This window comes from Chitinophaga eiseniae (genome assembly GCF_900167135.1).
Taxonomy (GTDB): Bacteria; Bacteroidota; Bacteroidia; order Chitinophagales; family Chitinophagaceae; genus Chitinophaga; species Chitinophaga eiseniae.
This window is the reverse complement of the sequence record NZ_FUWZ01000007.1, coordinates 123,461-145,798: the sequence shown is the minus strand read 5'-3', so window position 1 is coordinate 145,798 and position 22,338 is coordinate 123,461. Positions and strand designations below refer to the sequence as shown.

Sequence of the window (22,338 nt, the reverse complement as noted above, 5' to 3'; positions counted from 1 at the left end):
TTTAGAAGCTCAGATTAATACCGGCGGATACGGATTTCACGGCCGGGTAACGATAGTAAGTGGTACCGCCAACGGTCTGTTCAGGGTCCATGCCTTTGTGATTGTACAAAGTGAACAGATTTTCTCCGGTCACATACACCGTGATGTTATTCAGGTGCGCCCTTTCCATCAGCGATTTCGGCAAAGAGTAGCTGAGGTTCAGGCTTTTCAGTCTGGCATAGGTGGCGTCATAGAGGAAGCGCGTGGAAGCGGCTGTCCAGCTGGGCGCTACAGTACTTACCTGCGGCACGTCTGTGTTACGGTTGGTGGGTGTCCAGGCGTCCAGCACTTCGGTAGACCATGCACGGCCGGCAGCACCACCCAGTCCCATCAGGAAGGTATAATCGTTGTCAAGTATTTTACCGCCGATGCTGTACACGATCAGGAACGACAGCGAGAAATTTTTATAGGTGAACGTGTTGGTCAGACCACCATACAGGTCAGGCAGCGATGAACCGGAATAATACAGGGAGGCCTTGCTGTAGTTGGTGGTATCCTTGATGCTGCCATCCGGATTGGTGTATTTCCATTGCGCTTCGCCGGTATTGGGATTCACGCCCGCCCATTCACGCAGGTAGAAATCATAAATGGATTTGCCCACCATGAGTTTTTTGGTACCGCTGATGATTTCCTGCTGTGGCAGGCTGGTGATCTTGTTACGGTAGTGCGTCATATTGAGATCGATGGTCCAGCTGAAGTCTTTTGTTCGTATAGGCGTACCATGCAGGTTGAGGTCAATACCTGTATTTTTCAGGGCGCCTACGTTCTCATCTACAGAAGCGTAACCGGTGGAAGGTGCTTTAGGCCTGGAATACAGCAGGTCCTGTGATTTGCGGACAAAAAATTCCGCGCTGCCGCCGAAGCGGTTGTCAAACATGGACCAGTCCACCCCGATGTTGAGGTTGAGGTTTGTTTCCCATTTCAGCCTGTCGTTGAACAGGTATTCGCGGAAAGTACCGCCCAGTCCGAGGTTGCTGTTAACAGAATACAGCGGCAGGTAGTTATAGTAACGATCGGTACCGAGGTTGTCATTACCTTGTCCGCCGTAGCTGGCGCGCAGCGTCAGCAGGTTGAGCCAGGAGGTATTTTTCAGGAAGTTTTCTTCTGTCAGTTTCCAGGAAGCGCCTACTGACCAGAAAGTACCCCAGCGGCGGTCTGGTGCGAAGCGGGAAGATCCGTCACGACGCAGGGACGTGGAGAAGAAGTATTTATTAGCGTAGTCGTACTCTGCTCTTCCGAGGAAGGAACTCTGCCTGTAGTTGTCGGAGTAACCGTCGAAGCTGCCGATCAGCGCGGCGTCAGCGGGTTCATCTACACCAGGTACAGAGAAACCGGATTTAGATCCTGAGAGGAAAGTGTATTTGAATTTATAGGCTTCCTGACCGAGCAGCACATTCAGGTGATGTTTTTCATTGAAGGTGTTTTCGTAGGTCAGGAGGTTATTGAACGTCCAGCTGAAAGTGCGGTAATTGGCTTTTGATACGGTACCGCCTACTTCGGCGTCGAAGCCGAGGGTGGGATTCGTATAGTCGTGGCCTACGCGGTTGGAGTAGTCCGCATTGTAGCTGGTTTTGAACTTCAGTCCTTTGTAGAGGGTAGCTTCCGCATAGAAGCGGCCGGACACGTCATCTCGAAGCACGTTGTGTTTGTCGATGCCGGAGGTCTGCACCAGGTTGGTACGGGGGTTGGCCGGGTCCGGGCGGTAGTCGCCGTAGTCGAATATCTTACCGCCTTTTGCATCCAGGAGGTAAGCGCCGGTGTTCAGGTCGCGCTGATATACGGGATACATGGGGCCCATGAGGCGGCCGTATTGGATATAGTTATCGCTGCGGCTGTCTTCTGAGGGAGGCGCCTGCTGATCGGAGTGGGCGGCGCTGAGGTTCAGGCCTACTTTCAGCCATTTGCGGGCGTCTATATCGACGTTGGAGCGAACGGTGTAGCGTTTAAAGCCGGAGCCGAGGTAGATACCCTGGTCATCGAGATAGCCGCCGGAGATCAGGTAGCGGGTTTTATCGGTGGCACCGCTGATGGCCACATTGGCTTCTGTACGGTGACCGGTACGCTGCATCGCTTTGTTCCAGTCGTCGCTCCACAGCGGTTTAGCGCCTGCCACCAGTTTACCGTCGGCACCTACCGGCTCGGGGAACGCGCTGCCGTAGGGATTGATGCCCAGCTCTCCTACCAGGTCGCGGCTCGCGTTCCTGGCGGCAGAGAGGGAGTCCTGGCTGTTCAGGTTCTCGTTGAACAACGCGCGCCAGAACATCGGAAAATATTGATCGGTAGACATCCTGTCATAATCTTTCACGGCTCTTTTAGAGAAGCCCTGACTAACGCGAACGTCTATATTACTTCCTTTGACTTTTCCTTTTTTGGTGGTGATGATGATCACGCCGTTGGCGCCGCGGGAGCCGTATAAAGCTGCGGAGGCCGCGTCTTTCAGCACGCTGATGGATTCGATGTCGTAGGGATTGATAGCGCTGAGATTACCGCCGTAAGGCACTCCGTCCACCACATAGAGGGGATCAGCGGAGGCGTTGATGGACCCCACGCCACGGATGCGGATCGTAGCGTCTGAACCGGGCTGTCCGCTCTGGGAGGCGCTTTGTACGCCGGAAGCGAGGCCCTGCAGGGCTTTTGTAACACTGGACACCTGGCGGTTTTCCAGTTCAGCGCCCTTTATCTGTGATACCGAACCGGTATAGGAACTCTTTTTGGTCGTACCATAAGCGATCACCACGATCTCATCGATATCTTTACCGGCGGATTGCAGGGTGACGGTGATGGGGGCTGTACTGACAGGCACTTCCTGAGAAGTCATGCCTACATAACTAATGACCAGCGTGGTGGCGGCAGGATCGGCAACTTCCAGCCGGAAAGAACCGTCAGGCCCTGTCAGCACCCCTTTCGTCGTTCCTTTAATGACGATGGTGGCGCCGGGCAGCGGCTCTTTGTCTTTGGCCGACAGCACGGTACCTGTAACGGTACGTACCTGTGAAAACGCTGCCAGTGGGCCCAGCAGCAGTAGAAGAATCAGCAATCGTTGTAACATAGATCTATGTTGATTGGTTTAGAGAACGAATAAAGACAATAACAGGCCCTTACCTGCTTTAAGCAGATAACACCAGCTTAGCCTCCTTTGTATTTGTGTGTACTGTGACAGCTGCCTTCCCGAAACAGGTATGTTGCTGTAATTGTGTTTCGGAAGACCTGCGTGCAGATAGTGATTGGTTTTAACTACAGCAACAACAACTTTGGTTGATGCATTGCTCCGGTTGGTTCTTCATTTCCATTATCGGTTTCCTTTTTCTCATAATTAACCTTTCAATATTCTACTAATTCTATAGACTAGTGGGACGCAAAACTATGGTGTTTGTACGTAAACAACAAAAGAAATGTTAAAAAAGTTGAACTATGATCGTTATGATTATTACTGATTCCCTGATTGCAGGGATGAACGGCGACTCGCAATGGTGATTCTGCTGCATTTGAAGGAAACCAACCCTGCTTTTTATTTATGAGGGGCAACTTATCCTGTTTTCATTTATGGAAGAAAACTTATCCTGTATTTTATTTATGAGAAAAAATCATTCTCCTGTTTTGGGAAGATGACCGTTTGCCGTTGTTTATGTCGATGAAGGGACCCATATATTGATCTTACCCTTTGTGCATTAACAGTACAATGATGACACCGGACGTGGTGAGTGTAATATTCGCGACGGCATAAGCAACCGTGTAACCCAGCGCGGGCACCTTGCTGTTCAGCGCATCCTGCACCGCCAGCAGCGGCGCGGACTCGTCATGTGCGCCGGCGCAGGCCCCCAAACCAATGGCAGGATGGAATTTGAAAACATATTTGGAGAGGAACAGCGCTACTACCATGGGCAACAGGCTCAATACAAGACCGGCGAGGAACAGCGTCAGGCCTTCCTGCTTCAGTCCCTGTAAAAACCCATCGCTGGCGGTAAGTCCCACGATGGCAATGAACACATGAAGCCCCAGTTTGGTGAGCACCCACTGCGACGCAGGCGGGATGTATCCGAAGCGCGGATTGATGCTGCGCAGCCAGCCAAAGAAAAGACCGGCCAGCAATGCGCCGCCGCTGGTGCTCAGCTCTACCGGCACATTACCGAACCGCACGCTCATAGCGCCCACCAGGGTGCCCAGGGCAATACCGCCCGCCAGGTAGGGAATATCCGTTTCCACACCGGCCCGCTCCTTAAATCCCAGGATAGGCACGGCAAGGTCCAGTTCTTCCTGTATGCCCACCAGTTCGGCTACATCGCCTTTTTGTACGATGGTATTGGCTTCCAGCGGTATCTCAATACCGGCGCGCGTAATTTTCCGGACACTGATACCATGCAGCTGCGGCTGCCGTACCAGCAACTTAATGGGTCTATTGATGGCGGTATTTTTACTGATCACAACATTGATAGCCTGTACCGGGAATGTCAGCAGGTCGGCATCGGCGACTTCCTTGCCCAGCATAGTGCCTGAAGCGATGGCAGCGGACCGTTGCCCGCCGACAGCTATAATATCTCCCTGACGGACCACAAAATCCTGCGGCGTCTCCATCATCTCCCCTTCCCTCCTGACGCGCAGCACATACAACACTCTTTTCTTACGCCGGAAAAATGCTTCCAGTTCCGCCACCGATTTTCCTTCTTCTCCTACCAGTTCATTGTTGACGAGGTATGCGCGGAAAGCCACACGGTCATACGCATTTTTAATATCTCCATCGTCTTCCGCATTGGTGTCGGTGAGGGTCGCTTCCAGTTTACGGGTTTCTTCTATCAGTTTTTCCCTGCTCCCGGACATGAACCAGGGGCCGATGACCGACAGAAACCAGCTGGTGCCGGCGGTCCCGAAGATGTAGGTCACGGCATAGGCCACCGGGATCTGGTTGACCAGCCGCTCCTTGTCCGCCATGCTGATGTCCAGTTCATTGATGGTATTGGAAGCAACGCCGATAATCGCGGAGCAGGTATTGGCGCCGGACATCAGCCCGGCGGTTGTGCCTGTATCAAACCGCAGGATGGAAGCGAGGACCCAGCAAAAAAAGAGGCTGCTGCAGCAAACGATAAAAGAGAAGGCTGCTATCGGCAGCCCATCTTTTTTGAGTCCCTGAAAAAACTGGGGCCCGATGCTGTAGCCGGTACAAAACAGGAACAGCAGGAAAAAAATGGATTTGGCCGCACCCGGTATCTGGATGTGTATGCCACCGATGACGATCCCCATCAGCAATACGCCGGTTACGGTACCGAGTGTAAAACCTTTGATACGTATTTTGCCCAGGAGGAAGCCAATGAGCAGGGTTAACATGACAGCGATTTCCGGGTATTTCTGAAGGGTTTCTATCAGCCAGGTAAGCATAAACGAAGTTTTTCCGTTTATATTACAATCCGGGCCGCCAGTTGGTTCGGCGATGGTTAATTTCCGCTTTCGAAGCCCTGGTCTATCAGCCAGTTGCCACTGTCGGCAGCCTGCGTGGCCAGTTCATCGCAGCGATTGTTCAGCGGATTGCTGGCATGGCCTTTCACCCACTGCATTTTCACTTTGTGTTTTCTGTAGAGCGGAATAAAACGCATCCACAGGTCTTTGTTCTTTTTATCTTTAAAACCGGTCTTTACCCAGCCCCATATCCATCCTTTCTCAATACTGTCCACCACATATTTACTGTCGGTAAAGATGGTCATTGCCAGTCCGTCTTTCTTCAGTGCTTCCAGTGCGGTGATCACCGCCAGCAGCTCCATCCGGTTGTTGGTGGTTTTACGGTAACCCTGCGACAATTCCTTGCGCATGCTGCCCCATAATAATACCACGCCGTAACCTCCGGGTCCGGGATTGCCGCGGGAAGCGCCATCCGTATATATCTGCAATTCTGCCATAGCGCGCAAATATAACGTTCATTTGGTTATTTTGATATTTGGTTATTTTGATATTTTATTGAATCCGTTATTACGCAGGGGGCCAACAAAATATCAAAATAACCAAATATCAAAATAACCAAATATCAAAATGACTATACCTGGAACACCCCTACGTTGAACGCTTGTTCAACCGGCGCATTGTTAGCGGCTTTGATGCTTTCAGAGATATGCCGGCGGGTATCGGCAGGGTCGATGATATCATCTACCCAGAGGCGGGCAGCGGCATAGTAAGGGGTGGTCTGGCTGTTGTATTTATCTGTGATTTCTTTCAGCAGGCGTGCTTCTTCCTCCGGCGTGATTTCCTGGCCTTTTGCCTTGAGGGAGGCCACCTGTATCTGCAGCAGTGTTTTAGCCGCCTGTTCGCCGCCCATCACTGCTATTTTAGCGGAAGGCCATGCGTAGATAAAGCGGGGATCATAGGCCTTGCCACACATGGCGTAGTTGCCTGCGCCATAGGAGTTACCGATGATGATGGTGATTTTGGGCACAACGGAGTTGGACACCGCGTTGACCAGTTTGGCGCCGTCTTTAATGATGCCGGCGTGTTCGCTGCGGCTGCCCACCATAAAGCCTGTCACGTCCTGCAAAAATACCAGCGGAATTTTTTTCTGGTTGCAGTTCATAATGAAGCGGGCTGCTTTATCGGCGCTGTCGTTATAAATAACGCCGCCCATCTGCATTTCCCCTTTGCGGCTTTTCACGATTTTACGCTGATTGGCCACGATGCCCACGGCCCAGCCATCGATGCGGGCGTAGCCGCAAAGGATGCTTTTGCCGTAATCCTGTTTATACTGGTCGAACGCGGAATTGTCTACCAGGCGGTGGATAACATCGAGCATATCGTAGGGGCGGGAGCTATCTGCCGGCAGTACGCTGTGCAGCTCTGTCTCCGGCAGTTCGGGCGCTGCCGGTTCAACGCGGTCAAAGCCGGCAGTGGGGCCCTGTCCTATTTTGCTGACGATCCGTTTTATCTGATCGAGGCACTCTTCATCTGTTTTGAATTTATAGTCGGCTATACCTGAAATTTCGGTGTGGGTAACGGCGCCGCCTAACGTTTCCGCATCTACGTCTTCGCCGATAGCGGCTTTAACGAGGTAGGGACCGGCGAGGAAGATAGAGCCGTTGCCTTCCACCATCAGCACTTCATCGCTCATGATGGGGAGATAGGCGCCGCCAGCCACGCAGCTGCCCATCACGGCGGCGATCTGGGTAATGCCCATGGCGCTCATACGGGCGTTGTTGCGGAAGATGCGGCCAAAGTGTTCCTTATCGGGAAATATTTCATCCTGCATAGGCAGGAATACCCCGGCGCTGTCTACCAGGTAGATGACCGGAAGATGATTTTCCATGGCTATTTCCTGCAGGCGCAGGTTCTTTTTGCCGGTCATGGGAAACCAGGCGCCGGCTTTTACCGTCATGTCGTTGGCCACGATCATACACTGGCGACCGCTTACATAGCCTATACCGCCAACGGTACCGGCAGCGGGGCAACCACCATATTCGGCGTACATGTCATAAGCAGCAAAGGCGCCGATTTCAGTAAAAGGGGTGTCTTTGTCTATCAGATATTGAATACGTTCCCTGGCCGTCAGTTTGCCCCGCTGGCGTACCTTTTCCAGGCTTTTTTTTCCGCCGCCCTGCTCAATAACACCGAGGCGCTGTTTCATGGTGCTGATGGCCAGTCTCATGGCATCTTCGTTCTTGTTCGTTTCCAGATCCACTTGGTTCATAACGTTTGGGTTTTACTTTAAAAATACCGACAAATAAGTTAAATTACGAATTATGCAGCTTACAGAACACCTCGCTTCTTCCATTGAAGCGTTATATAATGGGAAACCCTGGCTGGATGTAACTTTCAGGGAACATCTTTCCCGCATCGACGCGCGTCAGGCGGTAAAAACCCTGAACGGCTCCAATAACATCTGGCAGATCGTGAACCATGTTATCTTCTGGCACCAGCGGGTAGAACGGTACATGCATAACGAACCACCTGAAAAAGACGGAGACCTCCCCGATTTTTACATGCCGGAAAACCACGGGGAAGAAAACTGGCAGGCCACCATCCACCGACTGGAACATTCTTTTGACCAGATGGCAGCCACTATCCGCAAGTTCCCGGAAGCGGAACTGTTCGACACCTTCCCCGGGACGGACAAAAAAGCGATTTATTACTTGCAGGGCCTCGCAGAACACGACGCCTATCATCTGGGGCAGATTGTATTATTACGTAGATATCTTTGATTTACGGATTTTGGAATTTGTGACTTCCGGATTTCGGGGGATAAAACCAGCCTTCGATTATAGCATTTCAGGACAAGTTCATTCCTGAAATTCCAAAATCCAAAATCCATACATCCAGAAATCTCAAAATTACTGTGTCAGGTCCATATCATAACGCTGTTCATACTGCTGCTGCCCCCATAGCTGCAGAAACTTCTCCCCTGTTTTGCGGAAGCCCGCCTTTTTGTAAATATCGATGGCGGTTGATTGCAGGCTGGTCGTCATCAGGTATACGTTCTGGTAATTTTTTTCCCGGCAAAAGGCGATAGCATCGGCGAACAGGCGTTTGCCCACTCCCCGGCCCCTGTAGTCGGGATGCACGATGAACCAGCGCAGCTGGGCGAGGTAACGGGAAGAACCCAGTATCGCTACCGCCCCCACGATCTTATTATCCGCAATCGCCAGGAACACCCGGTCTTTGTTGGCATTGTAGGTGGACAGGAAGTCCAGGAAGGTTTTACATACATAGGATTCAAACTCAAAATTATAGCCACATTCTTTGGCATACAGTTCTCCGTGCAGGTATATCAGGTAACCGATATCGCCCGGCTGCAGGTCATAACGGAAATGGATATCCGAAGTTGCCGCAGGGGCGGTGCCCGACAATACCGTTTCGATCGTTTTCATGGCACCGGTCACCCGGAGGCGCTGCGGTTCTTCCAGTGGCTCCAGTAGCTGCCGGATATGGTCGGAAGACCTTTCATTAAGGCCGGTCATCAGCTTACGGCCTTTGGCAGTCAGCTGCAGCAAGAAGGTCCGGCCGTCGGCAGGTGACTGGTGCCGGGTGATCAACCCCGCCGTTTCAAACTTCTTAAGGATGCGGCTCAGATATCCCCCGTCTATCTTCATGACGTTGATCAACTGACCGGCGGTACACTTTTCCTGGTCCCCGATCTCATACAACACCCTTACTTCAGAAAGGGAAAATTTGCTTTCGAGGATATGCTGGTCCAGCAGGCCCACTACCCCGGTATAAAAGCGGTTAAAATGACGAACATCCGCTATCAGCGCATCGTTAGACGACATATAAATCTGTATTTCAGTCAAAAATACGAAAATACTTGACATTGTCAACTATTTTATTTGACTAAGGCAAATAGTTATTCCGGGGGGACCATCGTGTAAAAATCACCCTTATCGTCCACATACACTCAATAGGGTAAGATGTTATATTTGTGATTTAGCACTTTATATTGCGGTGCGGTCTTGATTAAAATACAGTTATGTCACCAGGATTATTATTTTCGTTCGTCATTGCTTACTTTGTTATCTTATTGATTGTCGCCTGGTACACCGGCCGTGGATCTAACAACGACTCCTTTTTCATCGGCAACAGGAACAGTAACTGGATGCTGGTAGCATTCGGGATGATTGGCACTTCACTGAGCGGTGTTACTTTCGTCAGTGTTCCCGGAGCCGTCGGCAAAGACGCCTTTACCTATTTCCAGATCACGCTGGGTTACTTTATCGGGTACATCACCATTGCCTATGTGCTGATACCGCTTTATTACCGGCTGCAGCTGACCTCTATCTACAACTATCTCAACACGCGCTTTGGCGTACTGTCGTACAAAACGGGCGCTTCTTTCTTCATCCTGTCACGCACCCTGGGGGCTACGGCCAGGTTATACCTGGTGGTACGCATCCTGCAGGACGCCATCCTCTCCAGCTTTGGCGTGCCCTTCTGGCTCACGACGTTGATCATTCTCTTTATGATCCTGGTGTATACCTACGAGGGCGGGGTAAAAACCATCGTATACACGGATACGCTGCAAACTACCTGTATGCTGGCAGGCCTTATCATCTGCGTGTTCTACATTCTGCATGCCATGGACATGAACATGGGCCAGAGTATTGCGGCCATGCAGGAAAAAGGACTTACCCGGATCTTCGAATTTGATCCCAACAGTAAACTGTTTTTCGTCAAGCAGATACTGGCCGGGGCGTTTATTACCATTACCATGACCGGCCTTGACCAGGAGATGATGCAAAAAAACATTTCCGTGAAAACACTGCGTGACTCCAAGAAAAACATGGTATCGCTCGCCTTCATCATGCTGATCGTAATTGGCCTGTTCCTGTTCCTCGGCGGCCTGTTGCACCTCTACGGTGCCCGGCAACAGGTAAGCGCCACCGGCGACGCCTTGTTCCCGGAACTGGCCCTGCACCATATGCCGCCGGTGATCTCCGTGATCTTCATCATTGCGTTGATATCCGCGCTGTTCCCCAGTGCCGACGGCGCCATGACGGCCCTTACCTCCTCCATCTGTATCGACATCCTGGATTTGCAACGCCGCACCGACTGGGACGAAGCGCGGAAAAAACAAGTCCGCCAGCGTATCCACCTGCTGATGGCTTTCATCTTCCTGTTGTTTGTTATGGTGTTTGAATGGGTCAACAACCCCAGCATGATCGGCGTGATCCTGAAAGTGGCCACCTACACCTACGGACCGCTGCTGGGCCTTTTCGCCTTCGGCATTCTGAGCAAACGCACCGTCAACGACCGCCTCGTACCGATCGTTTGCGTGGTAGCGCCCATCCTCTGTTATGTGGTAGACACCTGTCAGTCCCTGCTGTTCAACCAGTTCCAGATCGGGCTGGAGCTGCTGATCATCAACGGCGCCTTTACCTATATTGGCCTGCTGATGATCTCAACCAAAAAAGAATTTGTTAAATAATATCTCTCCTTAAAAAAAGGGGCTGTCTCAAAAGTAATTGGAAGGCGTTGAGAATTGCGTAAACGAAAACTCCCGCCATCAGGTACCCGGATAAAATCGGGGAAAAATTACTATTGAGACAGCCTCTTTTTTTCTTCCTGGACCAATCAGTTAATTTCCCTCGACTTATTAAGCAGGTGTAATTCAAGAATGGTGGTCCTGCCATTTTCACTTTCCCGGTACATGGGAATAAACTTCCGGTTGAACTGTATTTCCTCGTAGGTGTAGGAAGTACGTTGCAATACCGTATTGGCGTATACATCGTTAAAACCTTTTACCAGGACATAGATCTCTACGTCGGCATTCCGCATATCCTCGGCTGTAAAGCCCAGCAGCGGGCTGTTGTCATCGATGGGATGTACGACTGTCCAGTTCATGGACAGACTTTCAATCTTTCCTCTTTCCAGGGGCAATGAATAGAACTTATACACAGGTGTGCCGTCTTCCACTATCTGCAGCCCTATGGTCACTGTCACGTCCACATTGGTGAGCGTGTGATTGTCTTTATAGGAAGCAAAGCGGAACATCAGGCCGGTCATATCCTTATAGGGAGCAATGAGGGCATGATCACTGAACACGAGGTGCGCCCGCGGCCGGGAAAAACGGCCATACATCAGACCGGTGGCCACCGCAAAGGACAGGAAGCCCGTCATGGCTTCGATGGCTGCCACCATATTGGCGCCATCGCCGACGGGGTTTACCCGGCCATAACCAACAGTGGTAAAGGTTTCCGTGCTGAAGAAAAAAATCTCTTTCAGGCGCGCCCAGGCGGTTTGCCCGATAATGCCCTGAAACTGCTCAGTCCCCAGCAGCCAGTAAATGCCGGTGTACAGGAGATTGATGGAGAAATAAAACAGGAGAATGACGCAGGTAAATTTCCACGCCGACAGGTTGAGCAGCGAATGATACACGCTGAACCGGTCCCAGAACGGACGGCCTTCACGGCGGATGTTAAAGCTGCCATCGCGGTTGATAAACCGGCCTCCGTAGCCATTGGGATTGGTACCGAAGCCGGTTTCGTCGTTTTGTTTGGAGAAAGGGTTGATCCTTTTAAGGAGCGACATAAAACAGATAGTTTGAACAACAAAGCTAACAGAATAATGTCATCTCCATCCGATCTTAATCGCAGGTCCCGTCTACCGAACAGGAAGCGCCATCCGTAATGTCCAGCGTGGTCAGGGGTTGTGTTTTACGCCATTCTCCGTAAGCCTGGGTAAGGGCTTGTGTAAAGGCTTCGGACGGTTGTGCGCCGGCCACCCCGTATTTACGGTCCAGCACAAAAAACGGAACTCCGCGGGCGCCCAGCTGCTCTGCCTCACGGACATCCAGGTTGACCGCGCCGGCAAATTCACCGGAGGCCAGCGTATCTGCCACCAGCTTGCGGTCCAGCCCAATGGCTTCTCCAATATTGACCAGCGTCTCATGATCTGAAATATCTTTTCCTTCTGTGAAATAGGCAATAAAGAGTTTTTCTTCGGCCACAGCGCCCAGTTTGTGCACTTTCGCCAATTGTATCAACCGGTGAGCGTCAAAAGAATTGGCCACTACCGCCTGATCAAAGTTGTAGGTCAGTCCCACTTCGCTGGCCGATTGTGTCACCTGCTGATGCATTTGTACAGACTGCTCCCGGGAGATGCCTTTGTGCTTCGCCAGGTATTCATATACATCTGTGCCGGGCATGGATTTCAGGTCGGGGTTGAGCTGAAAGCTCTTCCACTCCACTTCTATTTTGTCTTTCTCCGGGAATTTTTCCAGTGCCGCTTCAAATTTGCGTTTGCCGATGTAACAAAACGGGCACATGATGTCTGACCATATTTCTACTTTCATCTTATTCATGCTTTATGATAAAAAACTACTGCAAAGTTATTATTTTTGCTTTCCAAAAGTTACCAGTAACCAAAAGGATAGCACTATACAAAAAGTAACCAAATCATCGGGAATATTTTACGGTTGGACGATGGAGCCACCGGGGGCACTTGAAAGAATGATAATTAAATAATTTAATTATTTAATAATTTAATTATTTAATTATTTGACTATTATATTATAATACATTTATAATTAAATTAATTTAAATAACAAAATATCTAAATACAAAAATTTATATGGGGGCAGACATAATAGCAGAACAGGAACCCGTTTTAACGGCGAAGGAAAAATGTATGGAGACGGGCGACCATAAAGATTGCCTGGGTGTGATCATGCCGGTAAGGGACGCGCTGGACGTCATCAACGGCAAGTGGAAGCTGCCGATCATTATCGCTATCTCCCGCGGCCACAAACGGTTCCGCGATATTGAAAGAAATATACCCAGGATCACCTCCAAAGTATTGTCCAAGGAGCTGAAAGACCTGGAGGCACATAAGCTGATCAAACGCAGCGTATTTGACAGTCAGCCGGTAAGCGTGGAATATACCCTGACACCGTACGCCGCCACGCTGAACCCGGTGATTGACGCGTTGTATGCCTGGGGCACACAACACCGGAAAACGATATTCGGATCATCAGAAGCCCAGGGCTAAAGCCCCGGGCCACGATGTGTTTTATTTGAAGCAAGCTAAGGGATTTGTTATTGCTGCTGTCGCTCGTTTCCCAGGCTTTGCCTTCACTCACTACGCTTCTATTTTTAGCACGATCTTACCTCTTCCGGGCCCGCCCAACTGGCTGTAGTCCTGTGCTGCCGCGGCAGCGGACAAGGGTGTGAACACTTTCCGGACGGCAGGGCGGACCAGGTCTTTTTCCAGCAATTTAGCGACTTCCTGCATGGCATGCAGCGTTTTGGTGCCGGCCCATACCGCGCGGATGCCGGCGGATGCGGCCTTTTCCGGCGACGGCTGCTGCACAAGGCATAACAGGACACCTCCCGGTTTCACCAGTTGATACGAACGGTCGAGCGTATCGCCGCCAACAGTGTCCAGCACCACATCTACGGGGCCGGTTTGCGTTTCAAAGGGAGCTGCGGTATAGTCAATCACTTCCGAAGCGCCGAGAGACTTCACGAAGTCCGTGTTTTCAGCCGAACTGGTAGCGATCACATAGGCGCCGGCATTGTACGCCAGTTGCACGGCGAAATGCCCTACCCCTCCGGCGCCGGCATGAATAAGCACCCGTTGCCCTTTGGCCAGTTTACCAACGTCGAAGAGTGCGCCCCAGGCGGTTTTGGCGCCACCGCAGGCTGCCGCTTCCTCAAATGACAGATGGGTAGGTTTAGGGAACAACAATTCAGCAGGCGCTACTGCACAGGCGGCATAGGAGCCGTCAACCGCGCCATACACCGCCTGTCCTACTTTTTTGTCCGTCACCCCTTCACCAAGGGCCACCACCACGCCGGAAGCCTCTACTCCCGGAATGTAGGGCAACGGTTTCTGCATCATACCTTCCCTGATTTTCCAGTCGATAGGATTGACCCCGCTGGCCACGATATTGATTAACACCTCCCCTGGTCCGGGCGCCGGCACCGGCACCTCTTCCAGGCGCAACTGATCTGATCCGCCGTAGGCGTGCACGCGTATTGCCTGTACATGTATATCCTTCATACCATTATTTTTACTGGCTTAAATGTAACGAAAAGCCGTCAGGATTCATGCGGAATGGGCCTTTACAGCCACAGGCCAAAAATATTGTTTACCTTCGCCGTTCATATTTTGTAGAAACATGACATTTGGGGATTTAAATCTGAACACACCATTACGCAACGCCCTCGACGAACTGGGCTTTACAAAGCCAACCACCATACAGCAACGGGCTTTCTCCGTGATTATGTCCGGACAGGATGTATGCGGCATTGCCCAGACCGGTACGGGTAAAACCTTCGCATACCTGCTTCCTACCTTGCGGCAGTTTAAGTTTACCAAGGAGAAACATCCGCAGGTGCTCATTATGGTGCCTACGCGCGAGCTGGTGGTACAGGTAGTGGAATCGATAAAAAAGCTGACCACTTACATGAGTGTGGAGGTAATGGGCGTTTACGGCGGGGTGAATATGAACCCGCAGATGGCCGCGGTGCAAAACAAGGTAGACATCCTGGTGGCCACACCCGGACGCCTATACGATATTATCCTCAGTGGCGCGCTCAAAGTAAAGTCCATCAAAAAACTGATCATCGATGAGGTGGACGAGATGCTGAACCTCGGCTTCCGGATGCAGCTGACCAATATCATGGACCTGCTGCCTCCGCGCCGTCAAAACCTGATGTTCTCCGCTACCATCACCGAAGAGGTGGAGGCGATGATAAAAACGCACTTCAACAATCCTATTATGATAGAAGCGGCGCCCACGGGCACACCGCTGGAAAACATCGACCAGGTGCTGTACCGGGTGCCCAATTTCAATACCAAGGTAAACCTGCTGGAATTGCTGATCACCCGCGACGAGAGCATGGTCAAGACCCTCATCTTCGCCGGCACCAAAAAACTGGCCGACGATCTGTATGAGCAGCTGCAGGCCAAGTTTCCCGATAAAGTGGGCATCATCCATTCCAATAAAGAACAAAATCATCGTTTTAATACGGTCAACCAGTTCCAGGCCGGCCATTACCGTTTCCTGATTGCGACCGATATTATTGCCCGCGGGCTGGACATCGCGGAGGTGAGCCATGTGATCAACTTTGACACGCCGGAAGTACCGGAAAATTATATCCACCGCATCGGGCGTACCGGCCGCGCCGATAAAAAGGGGATCGCTATTCTGCTCACCAAAGACCAGGAGACAGAAGAGCTGGCAGCTATTGAAGCATTGATGAACTACCGCATTCCGGAGGCGCCCTTACCGGAGGACCTGGAAATCTCCGATGTGCTGACGGAAGACGAAAAGCCGAAGGTATTTATGCGCAATACGCTGGTGAAGGCGCCCAAACGGGAAGATGCCGGCCCCGCTTTCCACCAGAAGCTCGCCAAGAACATGAAGACCAATCAAAAGGTCAGTCACAAGGAGAAAATGATGCTGAAGTACGGCAAGCCGAAAAAACGCAAACCCAGGAAAAAATAACTCATACGGTTGAAACCGCTTATCCCTGCCTTTTGAAGGGCAGGGATTTCTTTTTGTTCATTTTGGTATTTTTTTCCACCCGCCGCTGGGGCATTTACGTCAACAACTTTATCCTATCTTATTAAAAATCAATTTTTTGCAGAATCTGTTAACACCCGGTTAGTATTTCACGTTGCCTAAGAACGATTAACAATTGATTAACAAAATTCAGTATCTTCCGAAAAATCCGGCAGACCATTACGAATCGAATATACCAGAAAATTTATGCTTGGCAACAGCAGAAGCCCGATCAATCATTACACTGTATGACGAAAACCAGCGTAGAACAGCTGTTTCCGGGGCTAATACCCTCCCCCGGCAGACTAACTACATACAACGCATGAATGCCCATAATAACGATATTGAATTACTGGCCGCGCTGAAGACCGGTAGTGTGGAGGCTTTTGACCACTTCTACCATCTTTACCGCGAGTGGCTGTTAATTACCGCCATGACCATACTTCAGGACGAGGAAGAGTCCCGGGAGCTGGTACAGGAATTCTTTATTGATTTCTGGCAGCATGCGTTATATAAGCGGATAGACCTGAGTACGATCACCACGTTGAAGAACTTCCTTTTCGTGAGCATCAAGAACCGATGCCTGAACAGGATTTCAAAAGACGAGACCCGGAAAAAGCGGTTGGCCTGGCTGCAGCATCCGCCTTATGTGACGCCGGACAGCAAGCTCGAAAAAAGTGAGCTGCGGGCGCAGCTGGAAGGCGCCATCAACCTGTTGCCCCAGAAACAATCGCAGGTATTCCGGCTGGCCTACCAGGAACATAAAACCCGCAAGGAGATAGCCGCTGTTATGGACATCAGCGAAGAAACCGTCAAAAAACATGTGGCCTCTGCCCTGAAGACCCTCCGTCAGTTATTGGAAAAAATCCGCTTCTGAGATACCCCGTCCGGATATTATTTCTGTTATTATGATTGATGAAAAATCTCACGTCCATATTTCAGTTGATGACAGAAAAGAAAGCCGGTATTATTTCCGCCGCCGATGAAGCATTGCTGGATGCTTACCTGGAGGAGGTACCGGAGGCCCGTGAGATGTGGAAGGCCATTGAGAGCGGCAAACAGCTGCAGGAAAAAGCGCGCTGGCGCAATACCTACAGCATTACCGAAGGGTCAGCCTATCCTCCCTTTTTCAAATGGGGCGCCGCTGTCAGCATATTCCTGGCGGCATTTTTAGTATACTGGTATTTTTATAGCTCCCACGGCGTTCGTGCGGCTGCAGACGTAACGCCGCCACCCGCAACGACCGTTGCCAACCTAGCCCTGGCCGACGGGACCGTTCACCCGCTGACCAACGCCCCTGCAACGCTGTCTATCCGCCAAAAGCCGTTGCCCGTGCAAGCCGGCAGTCTTTCCCTGCTAACAGCCGTTGGCCTTCCGGCCGGCGTCAACACGCTCACCGTTCCGGATCGCAGCCACTATAAAATCACCCTTGCCGACGGCACGGAAATCTGGCTCAATGCAGGCTCGCAACTGAAATTTCCCTTCAGCTTCGACAAAACGGTCCGGGAAACGTCCCTGAACGGCGAAGCTTATTTCAAAATCGCAGCCAACCCCCATCAGCCCTTTGTACTGCAACTGCCCAACAGCACTGTGCAGGTGCTGGGCACCAGTTTCCATGTGAATACGCATACCCCTCATCATATTCGTATATCCCTTACAGAAGGCTCCCTCCGTTTGACCGCCGGCAGCCGGCAAGTCCTGCTGCGGCCCGGTCAGCAACTGATTTACAATGACAGCGCCCGCACATTTGACATCCGGCACTTCACAGAACAGGAGGCAGACGCCTGGCGCAAAAAGCAGTTTTATTTTTCCAGCGTAACCCTTGCCGGACTCAAAACACTTGCTTTACGCCATTACGGCCTCCATGGTGTGATAGACACCTCCCGGACCATCCACAAGTTATTCATTGCAAGCCCCGGCGGCGAACCACTTCCTGCCGGCGTCCTGCTGCCCGCCCAGGCACCGCCGGCGGACGACAGTATGCACCCGCTTCAATAGGTCCTGACCATAAACCATTTCCCATGAAATCAACTACCAAAATCCTGTACATCGAAAGAGATGACACGACGTTCACGCCGCACCAGGACATTCCAGCTGCTTTCCAGGGACAGCTGATTCCATATGCGCGGTTTTACTATCACGAAGACAAAGACGGTTCCATCCTCGACCAGAACATCAGGGCCGGAGAATTTTCCATCTGGGTACACAGCATCCACATGCGGCCGGGCGTGGAAGTGCGCCACTGCTCCCAATACCAGGTGATCACCCTGCATGCCTACGACGACGTCGACAACCTGCGGGGTGCCATCAACAACCGTCAACAGCTGGAGAAAGAAGTCAGCCTTTTCAATGTAATGGCCTCCGAAGAGCCTACCCTCCCCGGCACTTCGCAGCCGCTCAGCTTCCACATCAACATTGAGCCTTACGCTTTGAAAGAGCTGGCGCGGGAATTTCCATTGCTTAGTTCACTGGCGGCCATTCCCATTTCCAACGTCACAGAACCGCTGCATAAAGCGCCCTTCCTGCTCAATCCTGTGAGCCGCCTGATACGAGACCGTATCCTGCGGGCAAAATATATCGGCAACAGCGCCTACAGCTTTTTCCGCCGCAATGCAGCCGACTTCTATGGCAACTATACCCGGCGGCTGATCGCCCCGCCACCCATTATGATGAATGACGCCAAACGGCAACAGCTGCACGAAATTTTCAGCTACATCCTCCATCACCTGGATGAACCGCTGACTTATAAAACACTGCAACAGAAATTTGATGTGGAAGAAGCGTTGTTACGCCGCCCGTTTGAACAGGAGTTCCACCTGACCATACCGGAGCTGGTATTGCAGGAGAAAATGGCCGTGGCTTTTGAGATGCTGAGCACCCGCAATACGCCGGTAACTGCTATTATGGACCGGCTGGGATTCACCAGTCTCAATACTTTCCTGACTACTTTTGATAAATACTTTAAATACGGAGCTTTGCAGGTAATGGACGCGCAGTAATCACGGCTGCTTCTGCTTTTCAATGCCTTTCAGCAACTCTTTCACAAAGAGGTCCGCCGCTTTTTTACGGTAAGTACCTTTCTGCCAGAGGATATAAGCCTTTCGCAGCAAGGCCTTGCCGGCGATGGGCACCGCCACCAGGTTCCTCCAGCCGTTGAGCGCCCGCTCATTGAGCAACGTTACCCAATGCCCGCCCTCCAGCATCGACAGCAGCGCATGCACGTCATTGAGCTCAATTTTCACAGCGGGGTACACTTTGTGTTTTTCCAGCACCTCACTGAGAAAATCGCGGGAACTAAAACCTTTGGAGGCCAGGATCAGCTCCATGCCGTCCAGGTTTTTCAGGTTGATTTCTTTCAGCTGCGCCATGGGATGTTTCTTCGATACCGCCATCACTATCTTGGAGGTAAACAGTTCCTGGCTTTCAAACTCCTTGCCCGGCGTGAGCTGATGAAAGGCCAGAATAAAATCCAGTTGAGACGAACGTAATTTTCTTTCCAGTTCTTCTGTATTGCCATAGTCCACAAAAATGCGGAGGCCCGGGTATTTACCCGAAAAGGCCGACAGCGCCGGCAGCAGCAGCGATGTAAAGGCATACGTGGCGCCGATGCGCAGATCGCCGGTGAGCAGGTTCTGTAAATCTTCAATAGCCTGTTTGCCTTTCTCCACGTCCAGCAGTATTTGCCGGGCATGCAGCAGAAACACGCTGCCTGCCTCCGTGAGCTGCACATGCTTACCTACCCTGTCAAACAGCGGCATGCCCAGTTCCGTTTCCAGCCCCTTGATCTGTTGCGACAAGGTGGATTGCGTAATATACATCGCGGCAGCCGCCCCGGTAAAATGTGAGGTTTCCGCGGCTTTCACAAAATAAGCCAGTTGACGAAGTTCCATGAATCAATCGGTTTTACTAATGAATATCATTAAAACAATCTATTTTACAAATATATCGAACTGACCGAAATTTGCACCATCGATTATTAAAAGGAATGTCAGCATTCCCGCTTGTATAAATAAATTTTTGATGGATGTATTTCGCTCTTTAAAATCCCGGAACTTCCGGCTCTTCTTTTACGGACAATCTATTTCCCTGATAGGTACATGGATGCAGAAAACGGCCGTTTGCTGGCTGGTGTACCGGTTAACCAATTCCGCCCTGCTGCTGGGTGTAGTCAGTTTTGTAAGCCTCATCCCTTCCCTTTTCCTGTCGCCCTACGCCGGCAGTTACATAGATCGTCATAACCGCTACCGCCTGATGATCATCACACAGCTGATTTCCATGGTGCAGGCCGGGGCGCTGGCGCTCATGATCCTGTTGCGGTACTACAACATCCCCGGTATCATTTTCCTGTCGCTTGTACAGGGCGTTATCAATGCGTTTGATGTCACCTGCCGGCAGTCGCTGATGATGGAAATGGTAGAACAGAAAGAAGATCTTCCCAACGCGATAGCGCTCAATTCCACGGTGGCCAATTTCGCCCGTATCGCAGGACCGGCGCTGGCAGGCATTGTGCTGAGCACCTTCGGGGAAGACATCTGTTTTGCCGGTAACTTCCTGAGTTACGTGCCCGTACTCATTTCGCTGTTTATGATGAAGATGGACCTGCCGGTGATCGTGAAGTCGGAACGCAGCATCTGGGCGGAGCTGCGGGAAGGATGGCAGTATATTTCGCACGACAGGGACCTCTCCTCCCTGCTGCTGATGCTCACCGCCAGCAGCCTGCTGGTGATGCCATTCAATACGTTGATGCCTGTTTTCGCAAAAGATATTTTTAATGGCAGCGCGCGCACCTTCAGTTGGTTTGAAAGCGCCGCCGGTGTTGGCTCCATCGCCGCCGCCATCTATATGGCGCAGTTAAAGGCCGGTAAAGACCTGGTCAAAATACTCATTACTTCCAGCCTGATATTTGGCCTGAGCCTTGTACTCCTGGCTTATGCCGGCTGGCTGCCGCTGGCCCTGCTGTTCATGATGCTCTCCGGCGTAGGTATGATGGCGCAGACATCAGCCATCAACACCTATATCCAGACGCATGCTATTCCAACCATGCGCGCAAGAGCGATCAGTTATTACATCATGGCGTACCAGGGCATGATCCCTATTGGCAGCCTGCTGACAGGCGTACTGGCCCAGTGGATAGGTCCGCGGGCCACTGTCTGCATCGCCGGGCTGACCGGCATCGTTGCCACAATCGTGTTTGTACAGCATCGCAGAAAAACACAGACAGGGACGATATTTCCGCCTGCCGGCAAAATAATGGCCGACGAGCGCAACAGCGCCCGCGCATAACGGCAACCGCCTACAGCTGAAGCCGCCGCACACCTTCTTTGGTCATCACCACCGGGCGTATGGTGCCGTCTTCATTAAATTCCATCCGGTCAATACAGGTTTCCCTTTCGTTCGCTCCCTTTTTACCCAGCGGACGGCGGTGATAGACCATGAGCCACTGATCGTGTTTTGCATTGTATATCACAGAATGATGTCCCGCTCCGGTGGCAATCGCCGGGTCCTGCTGCAGGATTTTACCGATGCGCTTAAAGGGTCCAGCCGGACTGTCCGCGATAGCGTAAGCCACACAATAATCCGGGCCGCCCCAGCCACCTTCCGACCACATAAAATAATATTTCCCGTTCCTGATAAACATGGTCGGTCCTTCCACATATTTCTCCGGCGTGATCTCCCGTAAAACGGTCCCGTCTGCAAAAGGAATGAAGCCGGTGAAATCGTCTTTCAACCGGGCGATATTACAGTGTCCCCAGCCGCCGTAGATCAGGTAGTAGGCCCCGTCTTTGTCATGAAACACGTACTGATCGATCGGTTGAGCGCCATGAACGATGCTGTCCACCAGCGGTTTGCCGAGATAATCGCGGTACGGTCCTTCGGGTTTGTCGGCCACGGCCACGCCGATGCCACCGGGCTCGCCATTACGCTGGATATCATTGGCGCCGAAGAAAAAAAAGTACTGTTTCCCTTTTTTGATCACCGAAGGCGCCCACATAGCGCGTTTCGCCCATTTCACGGCAGCGGAATCCAGGACATGCGGATGTTTTTTCCAGTGAACAAGGTCGTCGGAGGAATATGCATCGAAGAACACCTGTTGCTCGTAGGGTGCCGAAAATGTGGGAAAGATCCAGTATTTTTTTCCGAACACCAGTCCTTCCGGGTCGGCATACCATCCGGGGAATACCGGGTTGCCGGCGTGGCCCGGCTTTTTCACTTCCTGGGCATGCACTGTCAACGCCCATGTTGCAGCGGCCAGCAGTGCAGAACATTTTTTCATTATGCGATCAGCTTTCATAGTCGTTAAAAATAATAAAGCCCCCTTACTTATCCAGTAA

Annotated in this window: 18 protein-coding genes; 8 read left to right on the top strand and 10 right to left on the bottom strand. The window is 51.5% G+C overall.

Annotation, left to right across the window (positions count from 1 at the left end):
* Position 1: 1 nt before the first annotated feature.
* From B5D63_RS31930 to B5D63_RS31915, 4 genes are all read right to left on the bottom strand, one after another.
* Positions 2 to 3,088 (bottom strand): SusC/RagA family TonB-linked outer membrane protein, encoded by a 3,087-nt coding sequence (locus tag B5D63_RS31930; RefSeq protein WP_078672951.1) that lies wholly within the window; start codon positions 3,086 to 3,088, stop codon positions 2 to 4.
* Between the two features lie 605 nt (positions 3,089 to 3,693).
* A complete protein-coding gene (gene aspT, locus B5D63_RS31925) occupies positions 3,694 to 5,409 on the bottom strand; it encodes an aspartate-alanine antiporter (protein WP_078672950.1) in 1,716 nt (571 codons plus the stop codon).
* Between the two features lie 56 nt (positions 5,410 to 5,465).
* Positions 5,466 to 5,924, bottom strand: a complete 459-nt coding sequence (gene rnhA, locus B5D63_RS31920) for a ribonuclease HI (protein ID WP_078672949.1) — start codon at positions 5,922 to 5,924, stop codon at positions 5,466 to 5,468.
* 134 nt (positions 5,925 to 6,058) lie between these two features.
* Positions 6,059 to 7,696 carry an acyl-CoA carboxylase subunit beta gene (locus tag B5D63_RS31915; protein ID WP_200817145.1) on the bottom strand — a complete coding sequence of 546 codons (1,638 nt, stop codon included), beginning with the start codon at positions 7,694 to 7,696 and terminating at the stop codon, positions 6,059 to 6,061.
* 52 nt (positions 7,697 to 7,748) lie between these two features.
* On the opposite strand from B5D63_RS31915, the gene B5D63_RS31910 reads away from it, so the two are divergent.
* Positions 7,749 to 8,207, top strand: a complete 459-nt coding sequence (locus B5D63_RS31910) for a DinB family protein (protein WP_078672948.1) — start codon at positions 7,749 to 7,751, stop codon at positions 8,205 to 8,207.
* A 129-nt stretch (positions 8,208 to 8,336) separates the two neighbouring features.
* Here B5D63_RS31910 and B5D63_RS31905 read toward each other — a convergent pair whose 3' ends face one another.
* Positions 8,337 to 9,272: a bifunctional helix-turn-helix transcriptional regulator/GNAT family N-acetyltransferase gene (locus tag B5D63_RS31905; protein WP_078673061.1), complete on the bottom strand. Its 936-nt coding sequence runs from the start codon at positions 9,270 to 9,272 to the stop codon at positions 8,337 to 8,339.
* 197 nt (positions 9,273 to 9,469) lie between these two features.
* On the opposite strand from B5D63_RS31905, the gene B5D63_RS31900 reads away from it, so the two are divergent.
* Complete coding sequence (locus tag B5D63_RS31900) at positions 9,470 to 10,924, top strand: sodium:solute symporter (protein WP_078672947.1); 1,455 nt, start codon at positions 9,470 to 9,472, stop codon at positions 10,922 to 10,924.
* Between the two features lie 146 nt (positions 10,925 to 11,070).
* Here B5D63_RS31900 and B5D63_RS31895 read toward each other — a convergent pair whose 3' ends face one another.
* Both B5D63_RS31895 and B5D63_RS31890 read right to left on the bottom strand, forming a co-directional pair.
* The gene (locus B5D63_RS31895) at positions 11,071 to 12,027 is read right to left on the bottom strand and encodes an ion channel (RefSeq protein ID WP_078672946.1); all 957 of its coding nucleotides are present in this window, start codon (positions 12,025 to 12,027) and stop codon (positions 11,071 to 11,073) included.
* 55 nt (positions 12,028 to 12,082) lie between these two features.
* Positions 12,083 to 12,790 (bottom strand): DsbA family oxidoreductase, encoded by a 708-nt coding sequence (locus B5D63_RS31890; protein ID WP_078673060.1) that lies wholly within the window; start codon positions 12,788 to 12,790, stop codon positions 12,083 to 12,085.
* Positions 12,791 to 13,068: 278 nt separating this feature from the next.
* Here B5D63_RS31890 and B5D63_RS31885 point away from each other — a divergent pair, with 278 nt between their 5' ends.
* On the top strand, positions 13,069 to 13,485 hold the full coding sequence (locus B5D63_RS31885; protein WP_235021682.1) for a winged helix-turn-helix transcriptional regulator: 417 nt from the start codon (positions 13,069 to 13,071) through the stop codon (positions 13,483 to 13,485).
* Between the two features lie 90 nt (positions 13,486 to 13,575).
* Here the strand turns inward: B5D63_RS31885 and B5D63_RS31880 are convergent, their stop codons facing one another.
* Positions 13,576 to 14,499: an NADP-dependent oxidoreductase gene (locus B5D63_RS31880; RefSeq protein ID WP_078672945.1), complete on the bottom strand. Its 924-nt coding sequence runs from the start codon at positions 14,497 to 14,499 to the stop codon at positions 13,576 to 13,578.
* Positions 14,500 to 14,617: 118 nt separating this feature from the next.
* Here B5D63_RS31880 and B5D63_RS31875 point away from each other — a divergent pair, with 118 nt between their 5' ends.
* From B5D63_RS31875 to B5D63_RS31860, 4 genes are all read left to right on the top strand, one after another.
* Positions 14,618 to 15,949, top strand: a complete 1,332-nt coding sequence (locus tag B5D63_RS31875; protein ID WP_078672944.1) for a DEAD/DEAH box helicase — start codon at positions 14,618 to 14,620, stop codon at positions 15,947 to 15,949.
* 268 nt (positions 15,950 to 16,217) lie between these two features.
* The gene (locus B5D63_RS31870; protein WP_143313252.1) at positions 16,218 to 16,883 is read left to right on the top strand and encodes a sigma-70 family RNA polymerase sigma factor; all 666 of its coding nucleotides are present in this window, start codon (positions 16,218 to 16,220) and stop codon (positions 16,881 to 16,883) included.
* Positions 16,884 to 16,951: 68 nt separating this feature from the next.
* On the top strand, positions 16,952 to 18,004 hold the full coding sequence (locus tag B5D63_RS31865) for a FecR family protein (RefSeq protein WP_159456249.1): 1,053 nt from the start codon (positions 16,952 to 16,954) through the stop codon (positions 18,002 to 18,004).
* Positions 18,005 to 18,027: 23 nt separating this feature from the next.
* Positions 18,028 to 19,005, top strand: a complete 978-nt coding sequence (locus B5D63_RS31860; protein WP_078672941.1) for a helix-turn-helix transcriptional regulator — start codon at positions 18,028 to 18,030, stop codon at positions 19,003 to 19,005.
* Here the strand turns inward: B5D63_RS31860 and B5D63_RS31855 are convergent, their stop codons facing one another.
* Entirely contained in the window at positions 19,006 to 19,896 is an 891-nt protein-coding gene (locus tag B5D63_RS31855; protein ID WP_078672940.1) for a LysR substrate-binding domain-containing protein, read from the bottom strand. It abuts the gene before it with no gap.
* A gap of 130 nt (positions 19,897 to 20,026) precedes the next feature.
* Here B5D63_RS31855 and B5D63_RS31850 point away from each other — a divergent pair, with 130 nt between their 5' ends.
* Positions 20,027 to 21,289, top strand: a complete 1,263-nt coding sequence (locus B5D63_RS31850; protein ID WP_078672939.1) for an MFS transporter — start codon at positions 20,027 to 20,029, stop codon at positions 21,287 to 21,289.
* A 10-nt stretch (positions 21,290 to 21,299) separates the two neighbouring features.
* On the opposite strand, the gene B5D63_RS31845 is transcribed toward B5D63_RS31850, so the two are convergent.
* Positions 21,300 to 22,280: a glycoside hydrolase family 43 protein gene (locus B5D63_RS31845; protein WP_078672938.1), complete on the bottom strand. Its 981-nt coding sequence runs from the start codon at positions 22,278 to 22,280 to the stop codon at positions 21,300 to 21,302.
* Positions 22,281 to 22,338 lie beyond the last annotated feature (58 nt).